This is a genomic window from Streptomyces chisholmiae, assembly GCF_031845445.1.
GTDB lineage: Bacteria > Actinomycetota > Actinomycetes > Streptomycetales > Streptomycetaceae > Streptomyces > Streptomyces chisholmiae.
Genome location: NZ_JAVREO010000002.1, coordinates 175,445 through 200,846, shown reverse-complemented (window position 1 = coordinate 200,846; position 25,402 = coordinate 175,445). Strand labels below are relative to the sequence as shown.

General features: G+C 72.5%; 23 protein-coding genes. 2 read left to right on the top strand and 21 right to left on the bottom strand.

Going from position 1 to position 25,402, the window contains the following annotated elements:
- Window positions 1–70: 70 nt before the first annotated feature.
- From fomD to RM844_RS03735, 5 genes are all read right to left on the bottom strand, one after another.
- The gene (gene fomD / locus RM844_RS03755) at window positions 71–790 is read right to left on the bottom strand and encodes a cytidylyl-2-hydroxypropylphosphonate hydrolase (RefSeq protein WP_311664694.1); all 720 of its coding nucleotides are present in this window, start codon (window positions 788–790) and stop codon (window positions 71–73) included.
- A 55-nt stretch (window positions 791–845) separates the two neighbouring features.
- A complete protein-coding gene (locus tag RM844_RS03750; RefSeq protein WP_311664692.1) occupies window positions 846–2,240 on the bottom strand; it encodes a class II fumarate hydratase in 1,395 nt (464 codons plus the stop codon).
- Between the two features lie 92 nt (window positions 2,241–2,332).
- Window positions 2,333–4,669 (bottom strand): ABC transporter permease, encoded by a 2,337-nt coding sequence (locus RM844_RS03745; RefSeq protein WP_311664690.1) that lies wholly within the window; start codon window positions 4,667–4,669, stop codon window positions 2,333–2,335.
- On the bottom strand, window positions 4,666–5,355 hold the full coding sequence (locus RM844_RS03740; protein WP_311664688.1) for an ABC transporter ATP-binding protein: 690 nt from the start codon (window positions 5,353–5,355) through the stop codon (window positions 4,666–4,668). Before RM844_RS03740 ends, RM844_RS03745 begins: the two co-directional genes overlap by 4 nt.
- The gene (locus RM844_RS03735) at window positions 5,355–5,879 is read right to left on the bottom strand and encodes a PadR family transcriptional regulator (protein WP_311664686.1); all 525 of its coding nucleotides are present in this window, start codon (window positions 5,877–5,879) and stop codon (window positions 5,355–5,357) included. The genes RM844_RS03740 and RM844_RS03735 overlap by 1 nt, the downstream gene beginning before the upstream one ends.
- Window positions 5,880–6,183: 304 nt before the next feature.
- On the opposite strand from RM844_RS03735, the gene RM844_RS03730 reads away from it, so the two are divergent.
- Window positions 6,184–8,271 (top strand): alpha/beta hydrolase, encoded by a 2,088-nt coding sequence (locus tag RM844_RS03730; RefSeq protein WP_394814416.1) that lies wholly within the window; start codon window positions 6,184–6,186, stop codon window positions 8,269–8,271.
- A gap of 70 nt (window positions 8,272–8,341) precedes the next feature.
- Here the strand turns inward: RM844_RS03730 and RM844_RS03725 are convergent, their stop codons facing one another.
- The 6 genes from RM844_RS03725 to RM844_RS03700 form a co-directional block, all read right to left on the bottom strand.
- The gene (locus RM844_RS03725) at window positions 8,342–9,856 is read right to left on the bottom strand and encodes an AI-2E family transporter (RefSeq protein ID WP_311664679.1); all 1,515 of its coding nucleotides are present in this window, start codon (window positions 9,854–9,856) and stop codon (window positions 8,342–8,344) included.
- A 205-nt stretch (window positions 9,857–10,061) separates the two neighbouring features.
- Window positions 10,062–10,775 (bottom strand): aggregation-promoting factor C-terminal-like domain-containing protein, encoded by a 714-nt coding sequence (locus tag RM844_RS03720; RefSeq protein ID WP_311664677.1) that lies wholly within the window; start codon window positions 10,773–10,775, stop codon window positions 10,062–10,064.
- Between the two features lie 537 nt (window positions 10,776–11,312).
- Window positions 11,313–12,614 carry a PhoH family protein gene (locus RM844_RS03715; protein WP_311665309.1) on the bottom strand — a complete coding sequence of 434 codons (1,302 nt, stop codon included), beginning with the start codon at window positions 12,612–12,614 and terminating at the stop codon, window positions 11,313–11,315.
- A gap of 325 nt (window positions 12,615–12,939) precedes the next feature.
- Window positions 12,940–13,716 carry an isoprenyl transferase gene (locus tag RM844_RS03710; RefSeq protein ID WP_311664675.1) on the bottom strand — a complete coding sequence of 259 codons (777 nt, stop codon included), beginning with the start codon at window positions 13,714–13,716 and terminating at the stop codon, window positions 12,940–12,942.
- Window positions 13,717–14,056: 340 nt separating this feature from the next.
- Complete coding sequence (locus RM844_RS03705) at window positions 14,057–14,803, bottom strand: prepilin peptidase (RefSeq protein WP_311664673.1); 747 nt, start codon at window positions 14,801–14,803, stop codon at window positions 14,057–14,059.
- Between the two features lie 420 nt (window positions 14,804–15,223).
- Window positions 15,224–15,757, bottom strand: a complete 534-nt coding sequence (locus RM844_RS03700) for a DUF1990 family protein (RefSeq protein ID WP_311664671.1) — start codon at window positions 15,755–15,757, stop codon at window positions 15,224–15,226.
- A gap of 74 nt (window positions 15,758–15,831) precedes the next feature.
- Here RM844_RS03700 and RM844_RS03695 point away from each other — a divergent pair, with 74 nt between their 5' ends.
- Window positions 15,832–17,706, top strand: a complete 1,875-nt coding sequence (locus RM844_RS03695) for a serine/threonine-protein kinase (RefSeq protein ID WP_311664669.1) — start codon at window positions 15,832–15,834, stop codon at window positions 17,704–17,706.
- Window positions 17,707–17,709: 3 nt separating this feature from the next.
- Here the strand turns inward: RM844_RS03695 and RM844_RS03690 are convergent, their stop codons facing one another.
- The 10 genes from RM844_RS03690 to RM844_RS03645 form a co-directional block, all read right to left on the bottom strand.
- A complete protein-coding gene (locus tag RM844_RS03690) occupies window positions 17,710–18,456 on the bottom strand; it encodes an OmpA family protein (protein WP_311664667.1) in 747 nt (248 codons plus the stop codon).
- Window positions 18,457–18,498: 42 nt separating this feature from the next.
- A complete protein-coding gene (locus RM844_RS03685) occupies window positions 18,499–19,113 on the bottom strand; it encodes a hypothetical protein (RefSeq protein ID WP_311664665.1) in 615 nt (204 codons plus the stop codon).
- Between the two features lie 36 nt (window positions 19,114–19,149).
- Window positions 19,150–19,740 carry a pilus assembly protein TadG-related protein gene (locus RM844_RS03680; RefSeq protein ID WP_311665307.1) on the bottom strand — a complete coding sequence of 197 codons (591 nt, stop codon included), beginning with the start codon at window positions 19,738–19,740 and terminating at the stop codon, window positions 19,150–19,152.
- Entirely contained in the window at window positions 19,737–19,937 is a 201-nt protein-coding gene (locus RM844_RS03675; protein ID WP_311665350.1) for a Flp family type IVb pilin, read from the bottom strand. Before RM844_RS03675 ends, RM844_RS03680 begins: the two co-directional genes overlap by 4 nt.
- Window positions 19,938–20,320: 383 nt before the next feature.
- The gene (locus tag RM844_RS03670; RefSeq protein ID WP_311664663.1) at window positions 20,321–20,656 is read right to left on the bottom strand and encodes a hypothetical protein; all 336 of its coding nucleotides are present in this window, start codon (window positions 20,654–20,656) and stop codon (window positions 20,321–20,323) included.
- Between the two features lie 110 nt (window positions 20,657–20,766).
- Entirely contained in the window at window positions 20,767–21,408 is a 642-nt protein-coding gene (locus RM844_RS03665; protein ID WP_311664660.1) for a hypothetical protein, read from the bottom strand.
- Window positions 21,409–21,547: 139 nt separating this feature from the next.
- On the bottom strand, window positions 21,548–21,850 hold the full coding sequence (locus RM844_RS03660; RefSeq protein WP_311664658.1) for a WXG100 family type VII secretion target: 303 nt from the start codon (window positions 21,848–21,850) through the stop codon (window positions 21,548–21,550).
- 109 nt (window positions 21,851–21,959) lie between these two features.
- Window positions 21,960–22,847 carry a DUF5936 domain-containing protein gene (locus RM844_RS03655; RefSeq protein WP_311664655.1) on the bottom strand — a complete coding sequence of 296 codons (888 nt, stop codon included), beginning with the start codon at window positions 22,845–22,847 and terminating at the stop codon, window positions 21,960–21,962.
- A gap of 126 nt (window positions 22,848–22,973) precedes the next feature.
- Window positions 22,974–23,930 carry a type II secretion system F family protein gene (locus RM844_RS03650; protein WP_311664654.1) on the bottom strand — a complete coding sequence of 319 codons (957 nt, stop codon included), beginning with the start codon at window positions 23,928–23,930 and terminating at the stop codon, window positions 22,974–22,976.
- A gap of 3 nt (window positions 23,931–23,933) precedes the next feature.
- The gene (locus RM844_RS03645) at window positions 23,934–25,274 is read right to left on the bottom strand and encodes a CpaF family protein (RefSeq protein ID WP_311665306.1); all 1,341 of its coding nucleotides are present in this window, start codon (window positions 25,272–25,274) and stop codon (window positions 23,934–23,936) included.
- Window positions 25,275–25,402 lie beyond the last annotated feature (128 nt).

Sequence of the window (25,402 nt, the reverse complement as noted above, 5' to 3'; positions counted from 1 at the left end):
AGCGTGCGGGGTGGGGGCGTTGAGTTGTGTGGTCGTGGGGCTGATCCTACGTTTGACGCCCCGGGGCCTATCAAGAGGCTCTGGGGTGATCAGGCAGCCGATCGGGCTGGCAGGGAGCGGAGGAGACGGACCGCGCGCGGGCCCAGTCGGCCGGGAGCCGGGGGCGGCGCCAGCGCGGGTCGGGCCGCCAGGACGGCCAGTTCTCGGAGAAGGGCGGGCCCCAGGCGCGGATCGCCGCCAAGGCCTGCTGGCCCGCGTCGCGGACCCGCGCCATCTGCGCGGCGTCCAGCAGGCCCGCCTTTTCTGCTTGGGCGAATTCGTCCTCGTCCCGCCACTCCCAGCTGCGGTCAGCGTAGACCACGATATCGAGAAAGTGATCCTCGGAATCCACCCCGCCGGACCACCGGCTTCGGGGCTCTTCAAGATTGACGTACCAGTTCTTGAAGCGCCAGCCCCGGTCCCAGAAAAGCCAGATCGACCACGGCTCTCCCGGACGGGCGAGCTTCAACAGACCGTTACCCAGCCACCGGCAGCGGACCGTGGTGCGCGGCTTGGTGTAACGCGTGGCCAGGGGTTCGAGATGCGGAGGGGTGCCGTCCGCCAGCTCCGGGCGGACGCACTCGGTGCCGGGGGCCAGCCAGACGGCCAGGAGTTCGGGAGTGTCCCTGACGACCGTGACGGGGCGGCAGATATGGAAATGTCGGGCCCCATTGGCCCGGTACCGCCACAGAATGTGCTGACCTGGCCGCCAGGGATGCGCCCCGCCCGTTCCCTCGTTTCCCGTATCCATTCAGACATGGTATTCGGGTCCCGGCTCGGGGCGGGCGCATCCGGCTGAGCGGTGATCAGGGACGAGTCATCCGCAGCACGTCAAGCGCCTCGTCGAGCTGCTCCAACGTGAGTTCACCACGCTCGACATATCCGCCGTCGAGCACGGTCTCCCGGATCGTCTTGCGCTCCGCCAGGGCGCGCTTGGCGATCTTGGCGGCCTCCTCGTAACCGATGTACCGGTTGAGCGGGGTGACCACGGACGGCGAGGACTCGGCGTACTCCAGCGCGCGCTCGACGTTGGCGGTGATGCCGTCCACCGTGCGGTCGGCCAGCAGCCGGGAGGCGTTGGCCAGCAGCCGGATGGACTCCAGCAGGTTCTTGGCCATCACCGGCAGCATGACGTTCAGCTCGAAGTTGCCCGCGGCGCCGGCCGTGGTGACGGTGACGTCGTTGCCGATCACCTGGGCGGTGACCATCAGCACGGCCTCGGGGATCACCGGGTTGACCTTGCCGGGCATGATCGAGGAGCCCGGCTGGAGGTCGGGGAGGGCGATCTCGGCGAGGCCGGTGCGCGGGCCGGAGGACATCCAACGCAGGTCGTTGCAGATCTTGGTCAGCGAGACCGCGATGGTGCGCAACTGGCCCGAGGTCTCCACCAGGCCGTCCCGGGCGCCCTGCGCCTCGAAGTGGTCCCGGGCCTCGGTCAGCGGCAGCCCGGTGGCGCGGGCGACCTCAGCGATCACCGCGGCCGAGAAACCGGGCGGGGTGTTGATCCCGGTGCCCACGGCCGTGCCGCCGAGCGGCAGTTCGGCGAGCCGCGGCAGGGCGGCGTTGAGCCGCTCCACGCCGTAGCGCACCTGCGCCGCGTAGCCGTCGAACTCCTGGCCCAGGGTGACGGGGGTGGCGTCCATCAGGTGGGTGCGGCCGGACTTCACCACACTGGCGAACTCCTGCCCCTTGCGCTCCAGCGACTCGGCGAGGTGGGTCAGCGCCGGGATCAGCTCCTCGATCACCGCGCCGGTGGCGGCGATGTGGATCGAGGAGGGGAAGACGTCGTTGGAGGACTGGCTGGCGTTGACGTGGTCGTTGGGGTGCACCGGCCGGCCGAGGCGCTCGCTGGCGAGGGTGGCCAGCACCTCGTTGGTGTTCATGTTGGACGAGGTACCGGAACCGGTCTGGAAGACGTCGATCGGGAAGTGCTCGTCCCACCGGCCCGCGGCGACCTCGTCGGCGGCGGCGACGATCGCCTCGGCCATGTCCTTTTCCACCACGCCCAGCTCGGCGTTGGCCTTGGCCGCCGCCGCCTTGACGCGCGCCAGCGCCGCGATGTGCGCGCGCTCCAGGCGCTGGCCGGAGATCGGGAAGTTCTCCACCGCGCGCTGGGTCTGGGCCCGCCACCTGGCGTCGGCCGGCACCCGCACCTCGCCCATCGAGTCGTGCTCGACCCGGTATTCGTTCGTACCAGTCATGGGGACGAATCTACCCGGCCCACCTGGACGGGCGGGCGCCCGGGCGGGCCGGGCCCGGAAGGCGGAACGGAACGCCTTCCGGGCCGTCGGCGTCACTCGGTGCGCAGGCCGTCCGGCCGCATCAACCGCCAGAGCAGCGGCAGGCTGCCGAGGGTGACCAGGGCGATGACCCCGGCACCCGCGCCGGCCATCGGCAGGAACGCCAGCCAGCTGCCCAGCGGCAGCCGCACCAGCGACATCAGCATCGCGCCCAGCAGCACCCCGATCCCCGAGGCCAGGGCCAGGCCCAACACCACCGGCACCGCGGTCTGCCAGAGCACCGAGGCACCCAACGTGGCGCGCGGGGTGCCGAGGGCGACCAGCGCCGAGAGCAACCGCCTGCGCTCGCGCAGCTGTTCCAGCGTGGTGACGAGCATGCTGGCGGCGATCAGCGCCATCACCCCGGAGGCCCCCACCACCATCCCGATCTGGATGTTGGCCAGCTCGTCCGATATGCGCGAGGTCTCCAACTTCCAGACCTGCCCCTCGACGGGGGCCGCCCAGACGGCGTTCCGCAGCAGCTCCAGAGTGTCGGGGGCGTCGACATCCGCCTGGAGCAGCATCCGGGTCGATCCGTCGGTGGGCAGCTGTCCTTCGAGCGCGCCGGGCGTCGCCAGCAGGCCGTACGCCAGCCGACCGGCGGGCGAGTCCCTCGGCTCGACATCCCGCACGCCGTCGGGCACCGTCCACTGGATCCGCTCGCCCTCCGGCCCGTCGGGCGCGGCGCCGAGATCCAGCACGTCCCCGGGCTTCGACGGCGATATCTCCCAGCCGTCGGGCGCCGGCGCCTGGTAGACCTCGCCGTCGGCGCAGTCCTCGATGCGGGCCAGCTCGGCCAGGGTCGCGCAGTCCCCCACCCGGAGATAGGCGGGCTCCTCGTTCGGCGCGCCCTCGCCACCGACCCGGGGGACCGCCTCGCTGTCGATATAGGGGAGCACCCGCTGGACACCCTCTGTCGAGCGCAGTTCCTCGACGAGCGGCTCCGTCAGCGCGGAGTCGGCCGTCCACGCGACGACCTCCACCTGGGCACGGTCCAGATCGGCGCCCGTCTCGGTCGTCTCGGCGGCGCGGACGCCGTCGAAGAGCATGTAGAGCGCCGTGGCACCGGCGACGGCCACCGTGATACCGCTGATCGCGCGGACCGCGGGGCCACTGCTCAACTGGAGCCGGCGCGTGGCCAGCTGCCAGGCCACGGGCCCGCCACGCAGGCGCGCCGTGCACCGCTCCACCAGCCAGGGCAGCAGCGCGGTCGCGCCGCTGAGCAGCAGCACCACGCCGACGATGGCCTGGACCACCGAGCTGTCCGTGCCCGAGAAGTCGCCGAGCAGCGGCAGCAGCAGGCCGATCCCCAGCAGCGCCGGCACCAGCCGCCACAGCAGCCGGCGCGGGCCGCCGCTCGCCTGCCGGACCACGCCCAGCGGCTCCACGACGACGGACCGCATGGCGAACAGCGTCGTGCCGATGGCCAGCAGCGGCACGACCAGCAGCACCAGCACGGTCAACGGCCAACCGGGGACGATGTCCGAGAGGAAGAAGCTGGTGTCGCTCACCGAGATCCCGGCCACCGGAGCGCGGATCGCCAGGAACAGCAGGCCGCCGAGGAGCACACCGACCGCCGCCCCCACCAGGCTCTCGCCCGCGGCGATCCGGCGCGTCATCCTGACGTCCGCGCCGACCAGCCGCAGCGCCGCCAGCCGCCGGTCCCGACGCTCCCCGCCGAACCGCGCCGCGGTGGTGATGAAGACGGGCACCGGCATCAACAGCACGACGGCGACGACCAGGACCAGCAGGATCAGCGCCGGGGACACCTCGCTGTCCAGGCTCGGGGGATCGCCGAAGTGGTCGACCCTGGTGCCGGTCGAGTCCGCCACCAGATCGTCCACGCCGAGGTAGTAGTACAGCTCCTGGGAACCCAGCAGCCCCTCGTCGCCGATCACGCCCACCCGGCGGTAGTCCAGCCGCTCGGCGAGCAACTCGCCGTTCGGGGAGTCCAGCAGCCGGGCGAGGGCCGGGGAGACCAGCACCTCACCGGGGGCCGGGAAGTCGCTCACCCCCGGCGGCGGCACCGCCGTGGAGTCCTGGCCGGCCTCGGGCTGCAGCTCCCGCCCGGCGATCCGCTCGCCCCGGTACTCGGTCCAGACGTCCTGCACCAGGATGGTGTCGTCCGCCGGAGCCGAGACCTCGGCCCCGAACGTCGACCTGGCGTCGGCGCGCTCGCCCCGCCCGCTCATCGCCTGCGGAACGGAGGCGGCGAGCAACAGCACCACCACGCCCAGGCCGATCCCGACCGCCGTCAGCGCGGTGCGGGTCCAGCCCGAGGCCCCGCCCGAGACCGCCAGCCGGACCCCGAGCCACAGATCCCGCGCCCACTGCCGGGTGTTGCCGCTCACACCGCCCCCGCCAGGTCGCGCGCCCGCCCGTCCCGCACCACGACCTCGCGGTCGGAGTAGGCCGCGACCCGGGTCTCGTGGGTCACCAGGACGACCCCCGTGCCCGTCTCACGGGCGGCGTCCACCAGGAGCCGCATCACCCGCTCGCCGTTGAGCGAGTCCAGCGCGCCGGTCGGCTCGTCGGCGAAGAGCACCCTGGGGTCGTTCACCAGCGCCCGGGCGACCGCGACCCGTTGGCCCTGGCCGCCGGAGAGCTGCCCTGGCCGCTTGGCCGCCACCTCGTCGACCTCCAGCCGGGCCAGCCACTCGACCGCCCTGGCCTCCGCCGTCTTGCGGGGCACGCCCGCCAACCGGAGGGGGAGCGCGACGTTCTCCTGGCAGGTCAGCTCGGGCACCAACTGGCCGAACTGGAAGACGAACCCGAACTCCTCGCGGCGCAGCGCGCTGCGCTCCGCGTCGGAAAGCGCGGACAACTCGCGCCCGCGGTAGGCCACCCGGCCACTGTCCGGAGCGACGATCCCCGCCAGGCAGTGCAGGAGCGTGGACTTGCCGGAACCGGACGGCCCCATCACGGCCACCACCTCCCCCGCGGAGATGGTGAAGTCGGCGCCGGCGAGCGCCGGGGTCGAGCCGTACCGCTTGTGCAGATCACGGGCGCTGAGCAGCGCCGGGCCGGATTCAGTCATCACGAGCACACTTCCGATGCGAGTTGGTCGAGCCTGGCCGCCGTCAGCTCAAGCCAGCGCACGTCGGCCTCCAGGTGGAACAGGGCGTGGTCGCAGACCAACTGGTCGGCCAGGTCGCCGCTGGTCTTGCGCCGGGTCAGCTCCCGCATCAGGCGCAGGTGCTCGGCACGCTGGACGTCCAGGAGGTCGTCCGCGGCACGGCCGGTGAGCAGGGCGAGCACGACCTTGGTGTAGAGCACGCTCTGCAGGTACGGCTCGGGCTTCTCCGGGCTGGTCAGCCACTGCTCGACATCGGTGACCCCGGCCTGCGTGATCGCGTACCGCTTGCGCTCCGGACCGTCGCCCGCCTCGACGCCGTCGACCTCGACCAGGCCGTTCTTCAGCAGCCGGGACATCGTCGCGTAGACCTGCCCGTAGTGGAGCGAGCGGTCGGGCCCGAAGTGGATGTCGAAGGTGCGTTTGAGGTCGTAGCCGTGGCGCGGGCCGCCCTCAAGGAGGCCGAGCAACGTGTGACTTATGGACATGCCGGCGACTATACACGCGATGTATACCCCGAGTGCATACCCCCTTGGGGGGTAGCGCGCGGACTCAAGTTGACGCACGGGCCGGGGTGTTTCCAACGGAAGTGGGGCTCCGGTCACCCTCGCGGCACGGAAAGGTGGCGGCCAGGCAACGCCGCACGCGCTCCCGGCGTCTGATCCCCTAGCGTGAGGAAGCAGCGAGTACAGCGCGGGCCAACTGGCCGGCGCGTCGGACGGGCCGGAGAGAAGTCAATGCCGCACAGTGCCAACGGATGCGCCGGGTCCGCTGGCCACGCCGGAGGCCCCGATGAGTGAACCGAGCACGCCCGACGCCGGACAGCCGGGCGGCGGTCCGCCCGCCGGGCCGCCGGAGGGCGCCCCGGCCACGACGGCCGGCGGGCCCGCCCCGGAGCCGGGCTCGGGAACGGGGCCGGGAACGGGGCCGGGTGCCGCCGGGGAGACCAGGGGCGGCCCCGGGACGAAGGGCGGCGCGGGAACGGCCACCGGGAACGACCCCGGCACCGCCTCCGGCGGCCCCGCACCGGCAACGACACCTACCCCGACACCGCCCGGGCAGGACGGCGAAGCAGCCAACCAGGAAGGCGCCCGAGAAGACGCCGAGAATGGCCGGAACTCACCGTTGACCGAGCGGTCCGGCCGAGCCGGCGCCGTCGCCCGTTGGCTGCTGCGCCTCGCCCGCCGCCCCTACTGGGAGCGTCCGCACTCCAGTTGGCTGGTGCGCCGCTGGCCCGACCTGACCGCCAGCCTGGTCGCCACCTTCTTCTTCTGGCTCTCCCTCACCCCGTCCCTGGTGCCCCGCCCCTGGTACTACCAGGGAGCGATCGGCGGCATCACCGCCGCCATCGGCTACGGCCTGGGGGCCCTGCTCAGCTGGGGCTACCGACTGGCCTTCCGGAAGCGGCTGCCCGGTGAGCGGGTGCGGGCCCGGGCCTGGCTGGTCTACCTGCTGGCCCTGCCCTGGGCGGCGGCGCTGATGCTCGGCCAGAGCGCCGACATGCAGCGCGAGCTGCGCCAACTCCAGGGCCTGCCCCCCACGCTGACCTGGCACTCCCTGATGATCGCCCTGATGTCGCTGGCGGTGCTGGCGCTGCTGCTCGTGGTGGCCCGCACCATCAGGCTGGGCACCGGGCTGCTGACGCGCCTGCTGAACCGTTTCGTTCCCTGGCCGGTCGCCGTGGCCCTGGGGCTGACGATGAGCACGGTGATCGTGGTGATCGGCACCCGGGACGTCGTCTGGGACCGGGGCATCCTCGGCGTCGCCGACCGGATCGCCGCCGCCAAGGACCGCAGCACCGACGACGGGGTGATGCGCCCCTACTCGCCGTTGGTCTCCGGCAGCCCCGACTCCCTGATCCACTGGGACGACCTGGGCAACAAGGGCCGGACCTTCACCGGCACCACGCTCTCCAACGACGAGATCTCCGAGTTCTCCGGGGAGCCGGCGCTCGACCCGGCGCGGGTCTACGTCGGCCGTGCCGCCTACGACGACTACGCCGACGGCGCCGAGTTGGCGGTGCGCGAGCTGGAGCGGGTCGGCGCCTTCGACCGCGAGGTGCTCGCCATCACGGGCACCACCGGCACCGGGTGGGTCAACCCGACCACGGTGGAGGCACTGGAGTACATGAACGGCGGCGACACCGCCGTGGTCACCATGCAGTACTCCTACCTGCCGAGCTGGGCCTCCTTCATGGTGGACCGGAACGAGGCGGGCACCGCCACCGCGGCGCTGGTGGACGCGGTGTACGCCCGGTGGGAGCAGGAGCCGGCCGACGACCGGCCCAAGTTGCTCATCTTCGGGGAGAGTCTGGCGGTCTCGGCGATCGAGTCGGCCTTCGACGGCCTGGACGACCTGCTGGCCCGTACCGACGGGGCGCTGCTGGTCGGCCCGCCCGACTTCAGCCCGCTGCACAGCGAGCTGACCGAACACCGGGACCCGGGCAGCCCGATCTGGCGGCCGGTCTACGACGAGGGGCGGCACGTGCGGTTCGCCCAGTTCCCCGACCTCGACCTGGCGCAGCCGCCGGGCCGGCCCTGGGAGTACCCGCGGGTGGTCTACCTGCAGAACGCCTCGGACCCGGTGGTCTGGTGGTCGCCCAACCTGCTCTTCGAACGGCCCGAGTGGCTGAACGAGCCGCTGGGGCCCGATGTCACCACCGCCATCGACTGGTTCCCGTTCGTCACGTTCTGGCAGACCACCGTGGACATGGCGGTCTCCTACGGCTCGCCGGCCCCGCACGGGCACCGCTACGGCTCCAACCCGGTCAACGCCTGGGCGGCCATCGCGCCGCCGGACGACTGGACGGCGGCCGACACGGAGCGGCTGCGCTACCTGCTGGAGGTCCGGCACCCGCCCCGGCACGGCTGGGCGGGCTAGCCCGCGGGGTCGGCCCGGCCCCGCCGCGCCGGGAGCCGCCGTGGCGGCGGCTTCCGGCGGGCGGCGGGACCTAGCGGGTCTCGGGGCCCTCGGGACCGCGCGGGGGGTCCGACTCCGGGGGGCTCTCCAGCGCCGGCCGCTCGGCGGAGGGCAACGGGGCCGGCACCGGCGCCAGTTCGGCGACCGTGGCACCGCTCCCGTCGAATCCGGCCCGCCGGTCGGCCTCCTCCTGGTAGGCACGGAGATAGCCGACCACCGTGCTGACCACGGCGATCAGCGGCACCGCGACCACCGCGCCCGGGATGCCGGCCACCATCGAGCCGGCGGCCACCCCCAGCACCACCGCCAGCGGATGCACCCGAACCATCCGCCCCAGGATGAACGGCTGCAGCACGTTGCCCTCGATCTGCTGCACCAGCAGCACCACGCCGAGCACCAGCAACGCGTCGACCACGCCGTTGGTGACCACCGCCACCAGCACGGCCAAGGCCCCCGAGGCGATCGCGCCGACCAGGGGCACGAACGCGGACAGGAACACGATCACCGCCAGGGGCACGGCCATCGGCACGTCGATGATGAACAGTCCGATGCCGATGCCGATCGCGTCGATCATGGCGACTATCACCGTGCCCCGGACGTAGCCGGTGAGCGTGATCCAGGCGCGCGGGCCGGCACCGGCGACGCTCTCCCTGGCCGCCCTGGGCACCAGCCGCAGGAACCACCGCCAGACGCCACCCCCGTCGTACAGCAGGAACAGCACCACGAAGAGCGTCAGACCGGCGCCGGTGAGGAACTGCACCGCGTAGTTGACGCCCTCAAGGCCGGCCGAGGTCAGCTCCTCGCTGTGGTTCCTGATCCACTCGTTGATGTCGGTGACCCACTGGTCGAGGTTCTCCTCGGTGATGTCGAAGGGCAGCTCCAACACCCAGTCGCGCAGCTCCTCGACGCCCTCCTGGACCTGGTCCACCAGCCGGTCCGAGTTCTCCAGGACCTGCCAGACCACGAACCAGCCGGTCAGTCCCATCACGCCGAAGCCGCCGAACGCGGTGACCGCGGTGGCCGCGCCACCGCCCAGGCCCATCCGCTTCAGCCAGCCCACGATGGGTTGCAGCAGCGCGGTGATCAGCAGCCCGGCGGCGAACGAGATCACCAGCAGGCTGACGGCGCTCACCACCTGTATCAACACCCAGACGACCGCGGCGAGCACCAGCGTCCGCCAGGCCGCCTCGGCCGCGACCCTAACCCCCCAGGGAATCGCCGCCGCCGGCTCCGGCCGCTCCGGCACCGGCGGCTCGCCGGAGCTCCGCCCGCCGGAGCCGCCGTCGCCGCCGGGCTGCGGCGAGGGCAGCTCGGGGCTGCCCGCCAGCACGGCCCGGCGGGCCTTGGCCTCCAGGCGTTCGCCGGGCTCCGCGCCCGCCTCGCCCGCGCCGGCCGACGCCGGCGGACGGCCGGAGACCGCCGCCTTGCCCTGCTCCCCCGCCTCCTGCTCCCTGCGCTCCTGTTCGCGTTCCGCGGCTGCCCGGAAACCGGATACCCGCGCCACCGTGCGCGAGACTCCGGCCCTCAGCCGACCCAGACGTGACATCAGGCTCCTCCGCCCCCTCTTCCACCGCAGTGCGGTAAAAGACGTTACCGCGCGCGGATGACAATTGGGGGCGCTCGTGACGACGGTGCCCACACCGCGTCCTGTCCGCCGGGGCGCCGGCGCCCGAAGGGGGGCGCACAACGACGAGGTCCCCGCGCCGTGGGGCGCGGGGACCTCGGTGGCCGGGCGTCGGAACGCCGGGACCCTAGTACCAGTTGTTGGCCTGCCAGAACTCCCAGGCACCACACGGGCTGCCGTAGCGGCTCTCCATGTAGTTCACGCCCCAGCGGATCTGGGTGGCCGGGTTGGTCTGCCAGTCGGAGCCGGCGGAGGACATCTTGGAGCCCGGCAGCGCCTGCATCAGACCGTAGGCACCCGAGGAGGGGTTGGTGGCCGTGTGGCTCCAACCGCTCTCGTGGTCGACGATGTTGGAGAAGCACTGGAACTGGTCAGCGGCGACGATCTGCCGTGCCATGGCCTGGATCTCGGCCTTGGTGTACGACGACTGCACCGGGATGTCCGCGGCGGCGCTGGCGGACTGGGCCTCCTCGGCCGCACGCGCGGCCGCTGCCTCACGCTCCGCCTGCTCCTCGGCCTCGCGGGCCTCCCGCTCGGCCGTCTCGCGCCGCTCCTGGGCGCTCTCGGCGGCGGCGACCCTGGCGGCCTCCTGGGCGGCGCGGCGGATGTCCGCCTCGGCCGCCGTCGACTGAGACTCCGCCTGCTGGTTCAACGAGACGGTGTGCAGCTGGGCGTTCGTGCCAGCGGGTATCTCAGCGAGCAGTGTCGCGTCCGCCGCCACAACCTCGATGTTCTCGACAGGACCCTGCTGGTCCCCCGAGGCCACACCGACGGCGGCGCCGACGCTGGTCACCGCGGTGGCGGACGCCACCGCGAATCCCCGGACCGAAATCCCGGTCACACGGTTTCCTTCCGACATCGCCCACGCGAAGGACCACCTGGGCGCAATCGTGCCCCTGACACGGGCCTCCCCTCGGCATGACTCGCGAGGAGGCGCTGGCCCGGTCGGGGACATCCGCCGACGGCGGAGGACCCACATGGTGCTTCGGGCGGCATACGGCGCGCGACTGTTCAGTTGTGTAAAACGCTGTCCCTGCGGGGCCCTTGGTGGACTCCGCTGCCGTATGCGGGGCCTGACAGACGCACACACTGCCGGAGACGGCTACCGGGAAGCAATTCAGTCCCATGTGGGAAAGGTCACAGGGCCGTTACCCTTGCCAGCGGCGGAAATCGCCCGAACGGCCCACTGCCTGCGGTTAAGCATCACAGGAAGATCACGGGCCGCTCGATAGGCGGCCGCTCACCCCATTCGCCGCGGCACTCCCAACTTGCCCGGAAATGCGGCGCACCCACCGATTCCCGACGGGTGCGCCGGGGGCCCCGGGCGGCGCGCGGCGGGCGCGTCACCACCCGGGGACGGCCGGCGGCCGGGCCGGGATCAGGCCCGCCCGTCCTCCAACATCTCGGTCACCAGCGCGGCGATCGGCGAGCGCTCCGAGCGGGTCAGCGTCACATGGGCGAAGAGCGGGTGCCCCTTGAGCTTCTCCACCACGGCCGCCACCCCGTCGTACCGGCCGACCCGCAGGTTGTCGCGCTGCGCGACATCGTGGGTGAGGACCACTCGGGAGTTCTGCCCGATGCGGGAGAGCACGGTCAACAGGACGTTGCGCTCCAGGGACTGGGCCTCGTCCACGATCACGAAGGCGTCGTGGAGGGAACGGCCCCGGATGTGGGTCAGCGGCAGCACCTCCAGCATGCCGCGCGCGACCACCTCCTCGATGACCTCCCGGCTGGTCACCGCGGAGAGGGTGTCGAAGACCGCCTGGGCCCACGGGTTCATCTTCTCGGCCTCGGTGCCCGGGAGGTAGCCCAGGTCCTGGCCGCCGACCGCGTAGAGCGGGCGGAAGACCATCACCTTGCTGTGCTGCCGCCGCTCCAGCACCGCCTCAAGCCCGGCGCAGAGCGCCAGCGCCGACTTCCCGGTGCCCGCGCGCCCGCCCAGCGAGACGATCCCCACCTCGGCGTCGAGCAACAGGTCCAACGCGATGCGCTGTTCGGCGCTGCGGCCGTGGATACCGAACGCCTCCCGGTCGCCACGCACCAGCCGCACGGCGCCGTCCGGGGCGACCCGGCCCAGCGCCCGGCCGCGCTCGGAGGAGATCACCAGGCCGGTGTGGACCGGCAGGTCCGCCACCACCGGGTCCGCCACGCTCTCGCTGGCGAACAGCTCGTCCACGGCCTCGCCGCCGAGGGCGACCTCCGCCAGGCCGGTCCAGCCGTCCGCGTCGGTGATGGCCAGCTCGGCGCGGTACTCCTCGGCGGCCAGGCCGACCGAGGAGGCCTTGATGCGCAGCGGCAGATCCTTGGAGACGACCGTGACATCGTGCCCCTCAGCCTGGAGGTTGCGCGCGACCGCCAGGATGCGGGAGTCGTTGTCCGCGAGTCTGCCCCGCTCGTTCAGCATGGCGGGGGGCAGGACCGCCGGGTCCGAGTGGTTCAACTCCACCCGCAGGGTGCCGCCGAGGTCGCCGATCGGGAGCGGGGTGTCGAGGCGGCCGTACCGCACCCGGTAGTCGTCGAGGCGGCGGAGCACCTCCCGCGCGAAGTACCCGAGCTCCGGGTGGTGCCGCTTCGCCTCCAACTCGGAGATGACGACGACCGGCAGGACCACCTCGTGTTCATCGAACCGGGTGAGAGCCGCGGGGTCGGCGAGCAGGACACTGGTGTCGAGGACGTACATGCGCCGGTCGTGAGCGCGCTTCTTGCTGATGGCCACGGGTGGACGAACCCCCTCGGAAGAGGTGCGGGAATCGCGGCGCCCTGGGCGCCGGGGTTCTGACGGCCGGCCCTGGCCCGCACGCACGGGCCCGGTGCCGGGCCTGGTCCATGTCCGTGGTGCGCAACGGGCCTCCCGGCGGACCGCGCCGACGCGCGGTCCGCCGTGAATATGCCCGCACACCACCCATCTCATGCGACCACCCGGTCGGACGAGTGCTCGATTCACCCGACGTTCAGCGACGCGGTGACTCCCCGCCGCCAGGGCGTCTGCCGCCGGGACAGGCAGCTCAGACGCCGTACCTGCGGTGCCTCGCGGCATAGTCACGCAGCGCCCGCAGGAAGTCGACCTTGCGGAACGCGGGCCAGTAGACCTCGCAGAAGTAGTACTCCGAATGTGCGCTCTGCCAGAGCATGAAGCCCGACAGCCGCTGCTCCCCGCTGGTCCTGATCACCAGGTCGGGGTCCGGCTGACCGCGGGTGTAGAGGTGCTCGGAGATGTCCTCGACGGTCAGGGCCTCGGCGACCTCGGCCAGCGTCTGCCCCTCGGCGGCCCGCTTGTCCAGCAGGGAGCGGACCGCGTCCGTGATCTCCTGCCGGCCGCCGTAGCCCACCGCCACGTTGACCAGTATCCCGTCGCGCTGGCCGGCCAGCTCCTCGGCCTCCCGCAGCACCTTCCTGGTGCGCTCGGGGAGCGCCTCGACGGCGCCCACGTGGTGCACCCGCCAGCGGCCGTCCTCGGCCAGGTCACGCACGGCGCCCTCGACGATGCCGAGCAGCACCTCCAGCTCCTTGGGCTCCCGGTTGAGGTTGTCCGTGGAGAGCAGCCACAGCGTGACCACCTCGACGTCCGTCTCGGCGCACCAGCCGAGCAGCTCCCGGATCTTCGCCGCGCCCGCCTCGTGGCCCTCCCGGGTGGTGCTGCCGGCGGCCTTCGCCCAGCGACGGTTGCCATCCAGGATCACGCCGATGTGCTTCGGGCCACCGTCGGTGTCGAGGCGTCCCTCCACGCGCCGGGCGTACAGCCTGACGGCAAGCCGCCGCAAAATCCTGTGCAGCCTGTTCATCGCCTCTGGTCCAGCCCCTCCGTACGGCCCGCTCCCCGTGTGCCGGAACTCTACTGCCGGACGGGGTGCCCCCGTACCGACAGCGGGGTATCCAGCCAACCCGGGCCCGGCCCCGCGGGCCGGGGGACGGCCGGCCACCCGCGAACCCGACCGGTGATCACCGCCCGGGCCGACCGAGTGCTCCCGGTGGGCTCACGGGCCGGGCCGCGGACCGGAAACGCGGACCGGAAACGCGGACAAGAAAGCGGGCCGGTCCGTGGGGGGGGGTTACGGACCGGCCCGAGGGGGGGTTTCCACCGTAACGCATCAACCGGCAACGTGCGCCGTGCCGGCGGTGGATTTAACCGGCGAGTCCGCCGACCGCCAGGGCGACCAGCGCGCCCAGGGCCATGAACGGCCCGAACGGGACCGCCGTCCGCCGGTCAGCCCGGCGCAGCGCGACCAGGCAGAGCCCGTACCCGGCGGCCAGCAGGAAGCCGGCGAACGTGCCGAAGAACACCAGGTCCCAGCCGTACCACCCGAGGATCAGGCCTATGGAGGCCGCCAGCTTCACGTCGCCGAAGCCCATGCCGCGCGGATTGATCAGGAAGAGCACGAAGTACACCGCGGTCAGCGCCAGCCCGCCGGCCAGCGCCCTGGGCCAGCTGCCCTCGGCGCCCGGCAGCAGAGCGGCTATCCCCAGCCCGCCGGCCAGAACACCGGCAAGCGGCAGGGTCAGCACGTCGGGCAGCCGCTGCACCGCCAGGTCAACAGAGCCCAGCAGCACCAGGGAGGGCACCGCCAGCAGCCAGACCGCCAGCTCCGGGGCGCGCCCAGCGACCGCGGCGACCACCGCACAGCAGACGGCGGTGACCACCGCCAGCCGGCCCGCCGAACCGCCGTACCCGACCCCACCACCGGCCCGGCAGGCCGGACAGCGCCCCGGGCCGACCCAGCCGGCGACCCGCCGGCCCAGCGGATGCCCGGCCGGGCAGTCCGCGCGCCACGGCTGCTCGGGCTCGACGGCGAGCCGGTACCCGGGCCGCACCAACAGCGGGCCGGCCAGCGCGCCCAGGCAGCCGGCGATGAGGATCAACAGAGAGGACACGCGCCGAGCGTACGGCGCGGGACGCGGCCCGGTGGGCGACGCCTGTGGATAACGAGACCGAAGATCAGACCAACCGACAGATCAGACCAACCGACAACAAGGGGATGGGGGCCGACCCGGCGAGCCGGAACGTCAGGCGGGCCGGCCCGCTCGGTTGGGGAAGGAGCAGACCGACCCGTCAGGGTGGGGCAGACCGGAGCGGGGGGGTGGCTCACGGTCCGCCCGGCCAGCCGTCGTCGGGGTGGGAGTGACGACGCTGGCGCAGCAGGTGTCGGTGACTGCCGACACGAGGGAACCATACCGCACGGTCACCCCCCGGCCGCCGCCCAGGAGAAAAGCCCGCAAGCCCTCAAGAAAGCGGCCGAAACAGCAGGTGAGGCCGGTCATCGCCGCCCGGGGACCGGCCCCTCGCGGGCCGGCTCAACGGGCGGCGAGCCGGCGCAGCGCCCGGCCGTAGCGGCGGACGATCCCGCGCCGGGCCAACCGGCCCACCGGGCCGGCCAACCGCATGTACCAGGCCGCCGGGCGACTGATCGCCGTCACGGTCAACCAGACCGCCCCGTCCCGGTCCCGCTCCAGAACGAAGGACTCCTCCCCCGACTCCGGGTGCCCGGGCAACGTGCCGTACGCGAAACCGACCCGGTCCGGTTCGGCCAGGGTCCAGACCACCCGGCAGGACGCGCTGAGCCGCGGCCAGCGCGGGCCCGGGCCGATCAGCGCCACCACCCCGGGCGCCGCCCGGGGCGTGCCCGAGGCCACCGGCACCCAGGCCGAGCGGTGCATCCGCCAGGTGAAGAGGGCCTCCGCGGCCGCCGCCCACACCCCTGGGCCGGCACCCAGCCGGACCCGGGACCGCAGCCGGTGCCAGCCGGCCGGCACCCGGGCCGCCGCACCGTCCCCGGTCACCCCGACCTCGCGGTAGCTGTATCCGTCGCTGGACAGCGGACTCGTCACCCCCCGTTGCCAGTTGAGGTCCGTTACCTCATACCATGCACCGTACCGTCACCGGTTCTCAGGGGGGACAACTCATGGCAGGGCAGCCCGAAGCGCCGCAGTTCAGCCCGCTGGGTCCGCAAGATCCCCGACAGGTGGCCGGGTACCGGCTGGTGGCCCGGCTCGGATCCGGTGGCATGGGCAGCGTCTACCTCTCCTTCACCCCCGGGGGGCAGCCCGTGGCGGTCAAGGTGGTGCGCGGCGAGTTCGCCGACGACCAGGCCTTCCGGCGACGGTTCGCCCACGAGGTGCGCGCCGCCCGCCAGGTGCAGGGCATCTACACGGTGCCGGTGCTCGACAGCAACACGGAGGGCGCCGCCCCCTGGCTGGCCACCGCCTTCGTGGCCGGGCTGTCCCTGCACGAGGTGGTCACCGAGCACGGGCCGCTCCCGTCCCAGACCGTGCTGCTGCTGGTGGGCGGCGTCGCGGAGGCGCTCCAGTCGATCCACGCCACCGGCATCGTCCACCGGGACCTGAAGCCGGGCAACGTGCTGCTGAGCGCGGACGGCCCCAAGGTGATCGACTTCGGCATCGCGCGGGCGGCCGACGTGACCGCGCTGACCGGCACCGACGTGCGGGTCGGCACCCCCGCCTTCATGGCGCCCGAGCAGATCACCGGCACCTCCCTCACCCCGGCCGCCGACGTGTTCACGCTGGGCATCGTCGCCCACTACGCGGCCACCGGCGGGCACCCGTTCGGCGAGGGCGCGGCCCACACGATGATGTACCGGATGGTCCAGGAGGAGCCCGACCTGGCCGCCGCGCCCGAGACCCTGCGCGGGCTGATCGGCGCCTGCCTGGCCAAGGACCCGGCGGCGCGGCCGACGCCGGCCCAGATCATCGAGGGGTGCCGGGCGCTGTCCCCCGGGCAGACCCTGCAGCGCGGCGAGAGCTGGCTGCCGCCGTCGGTCGCGGCAGCGGTCGCGGTGCGCCGGAACGCGACGCTGCCGGCGCCCGAGGCGCCGCTGGGCGCCGGTCCGGCGCCGGCGACCCCACCGCCCGCCACCCCGCCCGCCATGCCGCCGCTGGCCCAGCCGGCGACGCCGCCGCCGGGCCCGCCGACCCCGCCCCCCAGCACGCCGCCGCTGGTCACCACCGGCGGCCTCCCGGCCGGCGCCGCCGGCGATCCGGGACAGCAGGCCCGCGGGCGGCGCGTCATCCTGATGCTGGCCGCGACGGCCGTGGTGGCGGCGGTCGCCGGCGCCGTGCTGGCCGTCAAGTTCTTCGGCACCGAGGCCGCCTCCACCAACCCCGAGGCCGGCCCGACCGAGGAGACCAGCCGCACGGACGAGGAGCCGCCGAGCCAGGAGACCGACGCGGACGAGACCTCGACCGATCAGTCGGACGAGGACCCGCCAGCGGACGACCAGGCCCCGGACCCCGGCGTGGAACAGGACCCCGACTCGGCGTACGTCCTGGTTGAGGAGGGTGTCGACCTCGACATCGTGGCGCCCATCTTCAACCGGGACACCAGCGTCAACACCTCCGGCCGGTGCGTCGGAGGCAACATCATCCGGGTCGACCTGGACGAACTGACCGTGGACACCGGCTTCCGCGCGGTCGGCCTGCACCCCTCAGACAGCGACGAGTTGGTCTATCTCTACTGCGAGGGGGCAGGCCTGATCGACCAGGGCATCGAGTTCCAGGCGCAGAGTTTCGTCGGAGCCACCGACAATCCCGACATCACCGCGGAGGAGTGCTACGAGGCGGCCCACGCGCCGACCCTGCCGCACCTGATCCCGGTCGACGACATCTGGGAGGACCGCACGCTCCGGGAGAACACCGGCCTCTGCTTCGAGACCTCGGAGGACAACGTGGTCCTGCTCTGGATCAACCGGGTCACCCCCGATCCGCACAACAAGGACCTGCGGACCTACCTCACGACGGCGCGACAGTGGAGCCCCAGGTAGCGGTCACTCGCTGGTCGGCCAGGAGATCTCGACCCGGCGGTTCTTCTCCCGCCCCTCCTCGGTCTCGTTGTCGTACAACGGGTAGTCCTCGCTGTAGCCACGCACGTTGAAGTCGATGGTGTCCGGGCTGGAGAGCAGTTCCAGCAGCGTCAGGTGGGTGTTCCGGGCCCGGCCCTCGGAGAGGACGACGCCGTTCTCGTAGGAGCCCAGGTCGTCCGTGAAGCCGAAGATGTTGACCGTGGACGGCTGGTACTCCTCGATGGCGGCGGCCACCTCGGCGAGCGCCTCGCGGGCGTCCTCGCTGATCTCGTCGCTGTCCCGGCCGAAGAGCACGTCGGACTGGAGGGTGAACTTGTGCTGCCCGCTGGTCCGTTCCTCGCGCTGGTCACCGCCCCCGTTGGGCTCCTGGCCCTCGTCCTCCTCGTCGGGAGGCGTGGTCGGCTCCTCGGGGGTGGTCTCCTCCTCCGCCGGCTCGTCCGGTTCGGCCGGCTCCTCCGGCTGGGCGCCGCCCAGGTCCTCCACGATGAACTTCACGTCCAGGACGCGGGGTTCGGCGAGGGTCGCCCCGTCGCTGAGCATCAGCCCCGACGCCTCCGGGTCGATCTCCGGCGGGGCGGGGGCCTCGTAGCCCGGGGGCTGCTGCACGGGCTCGGTTTCGTCAGCCGCCGCGAGCGGAGTGCCGAACGCCCACGCGGCGACGGCGGTGGTGGCGACCACGGCGACCTGGCCGTGGCGGCGGTACGCGTGCATCTGTCGGCCTCTCTCGGTGTCCCGGTGTGGGTGGGGGGTTGCTCAGCGGACCTCGATGGTCGCGGGCGGCATCTGGCCGATCTGGAAGTCGACCTCGGTGGTCGCCGGGTCGGGCTCCGGGAACTGCGCGAACCAGGTCACGGTGTCGCCGGCGTCGAGATTGAGGTCGAACTTGGTGCACAGGCAGAGGCCCTCGGTGTCCCGCAGGATCAGGTAGCGCTTGCCCTCCTCACGGGCGGTGATGGTGGCCCCCGCCATGGAGAAGTCGTTCCCCGCGAGCTCCCGCTCGGCGCCGGCCCAGGCCCTTGAACGCCAGCCATCGCCACCGCCGTTGTGGAGCGTGCCCTCCACCGTCAGGAAGCCGCCCGACTCCCGTTCCGCCCTGGTCACCGTGAGCGTGATGTCCTCCTCGCCGGTGACCTGGGCGAGCACCTCCGACTCCGCCCCGTCGGCGTCGTCCTCGTCGCCTTCGCCCCCGGCGCCGTCGTCCTCGGCCGGCTCCTCTTCCGGTGTCCCGGCCTCACCGCTGGGCGTCGCCGCCGCCTCACCGTCGTCGTCACCACCGCCACCGCTGCAACTGGCCACAGCGATCACCAGAGCGGCGCCCAGCGCGATGACGATCAGGATGAGACGCGACTTGCTATCACGGAGGTCCATCGGGCCATATTCCTTTGCCTGCTAGGTCGTCGACGGTCAATCTTCCAGAAAAACGTGGAACATGTCCCGGGCCTCCGGTAGTTCGTCCTCGTCCTCGGGGTCGAACGTCCAGTCCCGGCCCTCCGCGCAGCGGAACTCCACCCGGTCCTCGTCCGCCGAGGCCAGCGCGCAGCGGGACTCGACCACCGCGGTCGCCTCGGCCTCCGCGTACGCGTCCGAGGTGCTCGGGATCAGTGACTCACCGACGGGCTCCAGGGTCCGTACCCGCACCGTGTAGCTGAGGGACGCCTCGTCCGCCGCGCAGGCGACGACCTCCGCGCCGTTCCGCTCGGCGAACCGGGGCGCGGCCACGGAGCAGGGCGCGGCGGTCCGTGACCCGCCCCCGTCGAGGATGTCCTCCAGGTCCCCGTCCTCGTCGCCGAGCGCGTCCTGGAAGTCGTCGAACAGCTGGTCCCTGGCCTCTCGGGCCGCGGCCAGGGCCGCCGCGTCGGCCGCGGACTGCCCGCCGCTGCGGGTGACCGCGGCCTGGGCGAAGACGAAGAACAGGAAGGCGACCGTCAGGAGACCGGTGATCATCCAGATGTAGAGCGGGAAGACCGCTCCGCGGCTACCACGACCGGCCGTCAGCCAAGAATGTCGGCGACGGCGTTCCCCACGGCGTCGGCGACGTCGTTGTGTATGTCCAGCGAGACGACCGCCACGACCACTGTCGCGATCAGCAACAGCAGGCCCGCGTACTCCACGAAACCGGCTCCCCGGTCGTCGAGGTGGGGGCGGAGTCGCTGGTTGATGGTGTCTCTGACATACGACAACAGGCTGCTCATGGCGTACCTCTCCTCCGGCTGACGCCGACTCAGCCGGGCCGGTGGCGGCCCTGCCCCTCCAGCTACCACGGTAGCGCGAAGAGGAGGGTGCGGGCATCCGGAGCGACGGGTAACGGCGCCTTGAGGGGCGTGCGTTGCTGGTGGGTGACACCGAGCCCGACCCCCTCCCACGGGCGAATCCCTACGCCTTCCGGCCCTGACTGTGCCACAGTGCCACACTCGGTGCCCGCCGGTCAGCGAGATCTCGGCCGCCACCCGCGCTGGACGGGCCGGCCGGTCGGGGCGGGGCGCGGGTACCGGCTCGGTGACCCGCCTGCCACGCCCCGGCATGGAAGGTCGTGCCCAGCCCGCCCACGCACCAAACCGGCCGGACCCGGGCCCGGTCAGACCGCCTGCTGGTCCCCGTTGCCGCCGCCTTCGCCGCTGCCTTCCTGGAGGCTGCGGGCCAGCTCGTCCTCGTACTCGGTGACCGTGGTGATGACCGTGTCGGTCATGTCGGCGAGGCCGGTGAGCTGTTCGCTGATGTCGCTGCGGCCGTCCTTCCAGCCACTGACGAAGTCGTCCAGGGCGCTGACCACCCGGTCGTCGCCGAAGGAGTCGTTGTACTGGTCGAAGGTGTCACCGGTGCGGTTCATGTACTCCTTGACCGAACGCAACTGCGGTGCGAACTCCTGGAGTTCGGCGAGCGGGATGGCCAGTCTCTCTTCACTGCCGGACATGGGGTGTCCTCCCCTCCCTTGGCTGGTTCAGTGATCCCTTGGTTGGTCCGTCGGCGTGCGGCCCGGCGGGTTCCCGGGCCCGGGCGGCCGGCTGGCTGGCCGGCTGGTGGTCAGACGAAGCGGAACGTGGAGGTGATCGCGTCGAACACGTCGAAGAACGAGTCGGCGAGGTCGAGCACCTGGCTGCTGCCGGAGACCAGCGCCACGGCCTGCTGGTCGCCGGGCACCGGGATGAACGTCTGCATCAGGACGGCCCGGGCCGTGCGGCTGTCGTTGGGCACCTTGATGTCCTCGACGCCCTTGGTCCGCGCCGCCCGGCCGACGTCCTTGATGTCGACCACGGAGACCTCGCGCCAGGCGTCGCCCGGCTTCTTGGCCTCCCGGTTGCCGAGTTGGCCGACGATCGAGGCCGGGTCGGTGGGCAGGATCTCGCCGGACGAGGTGCGCGCGCCGATCATGGAGACCGTCACGGTGGCCGTGATCGGCGGCCCGTCCCCGAAGCTCTGGGCCATGCAGCCGCAGTAGACCGAGCCGTTGTCCCAGGCGTGCTTGGCCTGCTTGCGCAGGAAGCCGCCGATCAGGTCCCGGTGTTCGGCCATCTCCGGGTTGGCGCGGACCCGCTCGTCCACCATGCGGCGGATGCTGTTGTCCCTGGTCTCCGGCCGGAGGTCGAACTCCCACCAGGAGTCCGGCACGTTGATCCGGAACCCCTCACGCTCGACGGTGACGGCGTCGACCCACTTGTCGGTCACGGTGTTCGCTCCCCTTCCTGACCCCGGCCCCTGCTGACCTGGGCCCACTCCTGATCACGGCCGGCCCGGGCCGCGGCGGTCCCGACCGCCGCCCGTGCGGCCACACCCCCGAGGGCCCGCGCGCCAGGGCGTACCCGGGCTACTCGCGGAGCCCCTCCTCCAACTGCTGGTCCAGGTCGGCGTAGCCGTCGGCGGCGCCGTCCAGGAAGTCGGCCATCCCCTGCAACGCCTCGACAGCGTCCCGCGCGCCCGTGTTGAACTCGTCGTACGACTGGTCGAACGCGCTGGACGAGGCCGAGGTCACATAGCCGTCCCGCACCAGGTCCGAGATGTAGGTCCGGAGCGTCTGGAGCTTGACCAGGATCTCGTCCTTGGCCTCCACCAGATAGTCCGCCGCGTCGTGCATGTCCTGGTATGTGACATCGATGTCGCCGTCAGCCATGAAGTGCACCCCCTCCCTGATGAGCCTACGTGGTGGCCCGTCCCGGTACTCCTACCAGTTCGTAACAGCCGGCGCACCGGGGCGCAACCGGGCGAGGGACGGGCGGAGTTCACCGGCCGAGCACCTCCCCGAAGTCGGTTCCCGAGCCGAGGATCATGCCGGTGACGATGATGATCATAGTGGCCGGGACCATGAAGACCAGGGTCGCCAGGGTGGCCTTGGGGATGGCCTTGGCGGCCCGGCGCCTGGCGTTCTGCGCGTCGGTGCGGCGCATGTCCTGGGCGATCTGCACCAGGGTGTCGGCGATCGGCGCGCCCAGTTCCTCGCCCTGCTGGAGGGCGGTGACGAACTGGTTGACCGGTTCGGAGTCGTTGCGGCGGCGCAGCTCGTCGAAGGCCTCCCGGCGGGAGACGCCCATGTCCATCTGCCGCAGGGTGATCTGCACCTCGTCCGCCCACGGGCCCTCGTAGCGGGCCGACACCCGGTCCAGGGCCTGCCGGAAGCTGAGTCCGGCCGAGACCACCACGGCCAGTACGTCGAGGAAGTCGGGCAGGGTCCGGTCGATCACGTCGCGCCGCTCGCGCACCCCCTGCCAGATGGTGGCGTCCGCGGCGAACACCCCGAACGCGAGACCGAAGAGGGCGAAGAGCGGATAGCCGGCGACGGCGAACAGCGCCGCGGTGCTCAGCCCGAAGACGCCGTAGACCGCGCGGCGGGCCGCGTACCGGTCGACGGTCAGCCCACCGGGGTGGCCGGCCAGGGCGATCCGGCGCCGCTTGCGGTCCACGGCGGCGCGCCCCATCAGGCGCAGCACCAGCGGCGCGAACCGTATCCCCAGCCGGTCGACGGCGGAGCCGCTGGCCGAGACCCGGGTGGCGCCGATCTCCAGCGCCAGCGCGAGATCGGCCGGCAGCGGGGTACCGGACCGCAGCATCCGGATGGCGGCGACCATCCCGAAGACGGCGATCCCCATCAGCAGGCCGAGCAGTAGTGCCACCGTGGCCCCCTCCTCTCCGAGTGCGACAACGCGCCGGCGCGCGTGCGCTGTTGCGCGCCGGCGCACGCCAACCAGGCCCGGCGCACCGACACGGCCCGGCGCCCGGCGGACGGCCCGCCCGCCGGCTCAGACATCGACCCGGCCGAAGCGGCGGACGACCACGAACCCCACCACGTAGAGCCCGAGCGAGACCAGCATGGCGATCTGCCCGCCCGTACTGCCCGTGACCCGCCCCAGCGCGCCGGGCGACATGCTGTTGATCATCAGGAGCGCGCCCAGCCCGAGCAGCGGGATGGTGACGGCGGTGGCGTTGATCTCGGCCAGCATGGTCCGCACCTCGCGCCGCGTCTCCTTGCGCTCCTCCAACGTGTTGGTGAGGTTGCGCAGCGAGGAGACGATGGTGCCGCCGGCCCGATTGGCCAGGATCAACGTGGTGACCAGCACGGTGAGTTCGCGGGACGGCAGGCGCTCGCCCAGCTCGCCGAGCGCCTCCTCAAGCGAGCGGCCGACGGCCAGCTGGTCGGCCACCGTGGTCAGTTCGGCGCCGGCCGGGTCCTCCATCTCCTCGGCGGCCATGGAGAGCGCGGTGCGCATCGCCAGCCCGGCGGCCGTGCCGTTGGCGATCAGCCGGGCCAGCTCGGGCAGTTGGCCGATGAAGCGCTCGGTGCGCTTGGCCCGCTGCCAGTTGAGGAAGGTGTTACCGCCCCAGAGCGCCACCAGGCCGAAGACCGGCCCGAAGAACGGCGCGAGCACCACCGAAGCGATCAGCCAGAGCGCGGCCACCGCGCCCAGCACGTAGGCGGCGTACTCGCCGACGCTCAGGTCGAGGCCGGTGGCCCGGAGCTTGAGCCGCAGCCGCCGCCCCAGCGCGGTGCCGCGCAGCCTGCGGTCGAGCCGGTCGAAGCGGCGCCGCCGGCCGCCGGCCGCTGCCGCCGGCCCGCTCGCCACCGGCGCCGTGCCGCTGAGCCGGCCGAGCAGCTCACGCTCCCTGGCCCGGCCGGAGCTGTAGAGCCGCAGCCCGGCCACCCCGCAGGTGAGGGCGAGCAGGGTGAGGCCCAGCGCGAGCAACGAGAGGTCGCTCATGGGTCAGTTCGCCTCCCGGGTGGCCAGCTGGCCGTCGTCGAGGTTGACGCCGAACCCGGCGGGCACCGGCTGCCCGGCCAGGTGCAGCCGGTCGGCCAGCGCCCGGGGCAGCGGGTGGTGCCGGAACCGGCCGGGGACCTGGCCGTCCCTGGTCATCGGCTCGGCGCGGAACTCGGCGATGGTGGCGATCCGGAACGGCTGCCGGCCGTGCGAGGCCACGACGGCGACCTCGGCGATCCGACGGACGCCGTCCGGATGGCGCACCAGCTGCACCAGCACGTCCACGGCGCTGTTGATCTGGTCGCGCAGGGCGTCGAACGGGACCCGCAGCTCGGACATCGAGGCCAGGGTCTGGAGCCGGAGCAGCGCGTCCTCGGCGCTGTTGGCGTGCACGGTGGCCAGCGAGCCGTCGTGGCCGGTGGACATGGCCTGCAGCATGTCGAGGGTCTCTCCGCCCCGGACCTCGCCGACGATGATGCGGTCCGGCCGCATCCGCAGCGAGTTGCGGACCAGGTCGCGGATGGTGACCTCGCCCTTGCCCTCGATGTTGGGCGGCCGGGACTCCAGTCGGATCACGTGGCTCTGCTGGAGCTGGAGCTCCGCCGCGTCCTCCACGGTGACGATGCGCTCGCCCTCGGGGATCAGCCCGCTGAGCGCGTTCAGCAGGGTGGTCTTGCCGGAGCCGGTACCGCCGGCGACGATCACGTTGCACTTGGCCCGCACCAGCCCGGAGAGCAGCAGCAGCAACTGCTCGTCCAGGGTGCCGAAACCGATCAGCTCCGCGAGGGTGTAGGCGCGGGGGAAGCGGCGGATGGTCAGGGTGGCGCCGGAGAGGGAGAGCGGCGGGATGATCACGTTGACCCGCTCGCCGGTCGGGAGCCGGGCGTCCACCATCGGGTTGGACTCGTCCACCCGCCGGTTGACGGCCGAGACGATCCGCTCGATGGTCTGCATCAGCTGCTCCTCGGAGGCGAAGCCCAGCGGGAGCCGCTCCACCCGGCCGGAGCGCTCGACGTAGATCTGGTCCGGACCGTTGACCATGATCTCGGTGATCGAGGCGTCCTCCAGCAGCGGCTCCAGGATGCCGAGGCCGAGCGCCTCGTCCACCACCCGGCGGATGAGCAGGGCGCGTTGCTGGGTGGAGAGGACCGGGCCCTCGCGGCTGAGGATGTGGCCGAGGACCCGCTCCAGCCGGTCCCGCCGCTCGGTCAGGTCGAGCGAGGACATCTCCGCGAGGTCGATCTCCTCCAGCAGCTTCGCCCGGTAGGTGGCGACCAGGCGGCCGTCGCTCAGGCCGCCGGCGGCCGGCTGGTCGGGGGCGTGCACCCGGGCGCGCAGGCCCATCGAGCGGTCCTTCACCTGGATCGCACCTCCATCGGGCGGGGTCGGCGGCTTGCCGGTGGCGGCTTGCCGGCGGCGGTTCTGGGTCGGTCGGTGACGGGAGTCGGGTCGGTCGGGGCGGTCGGGATGGG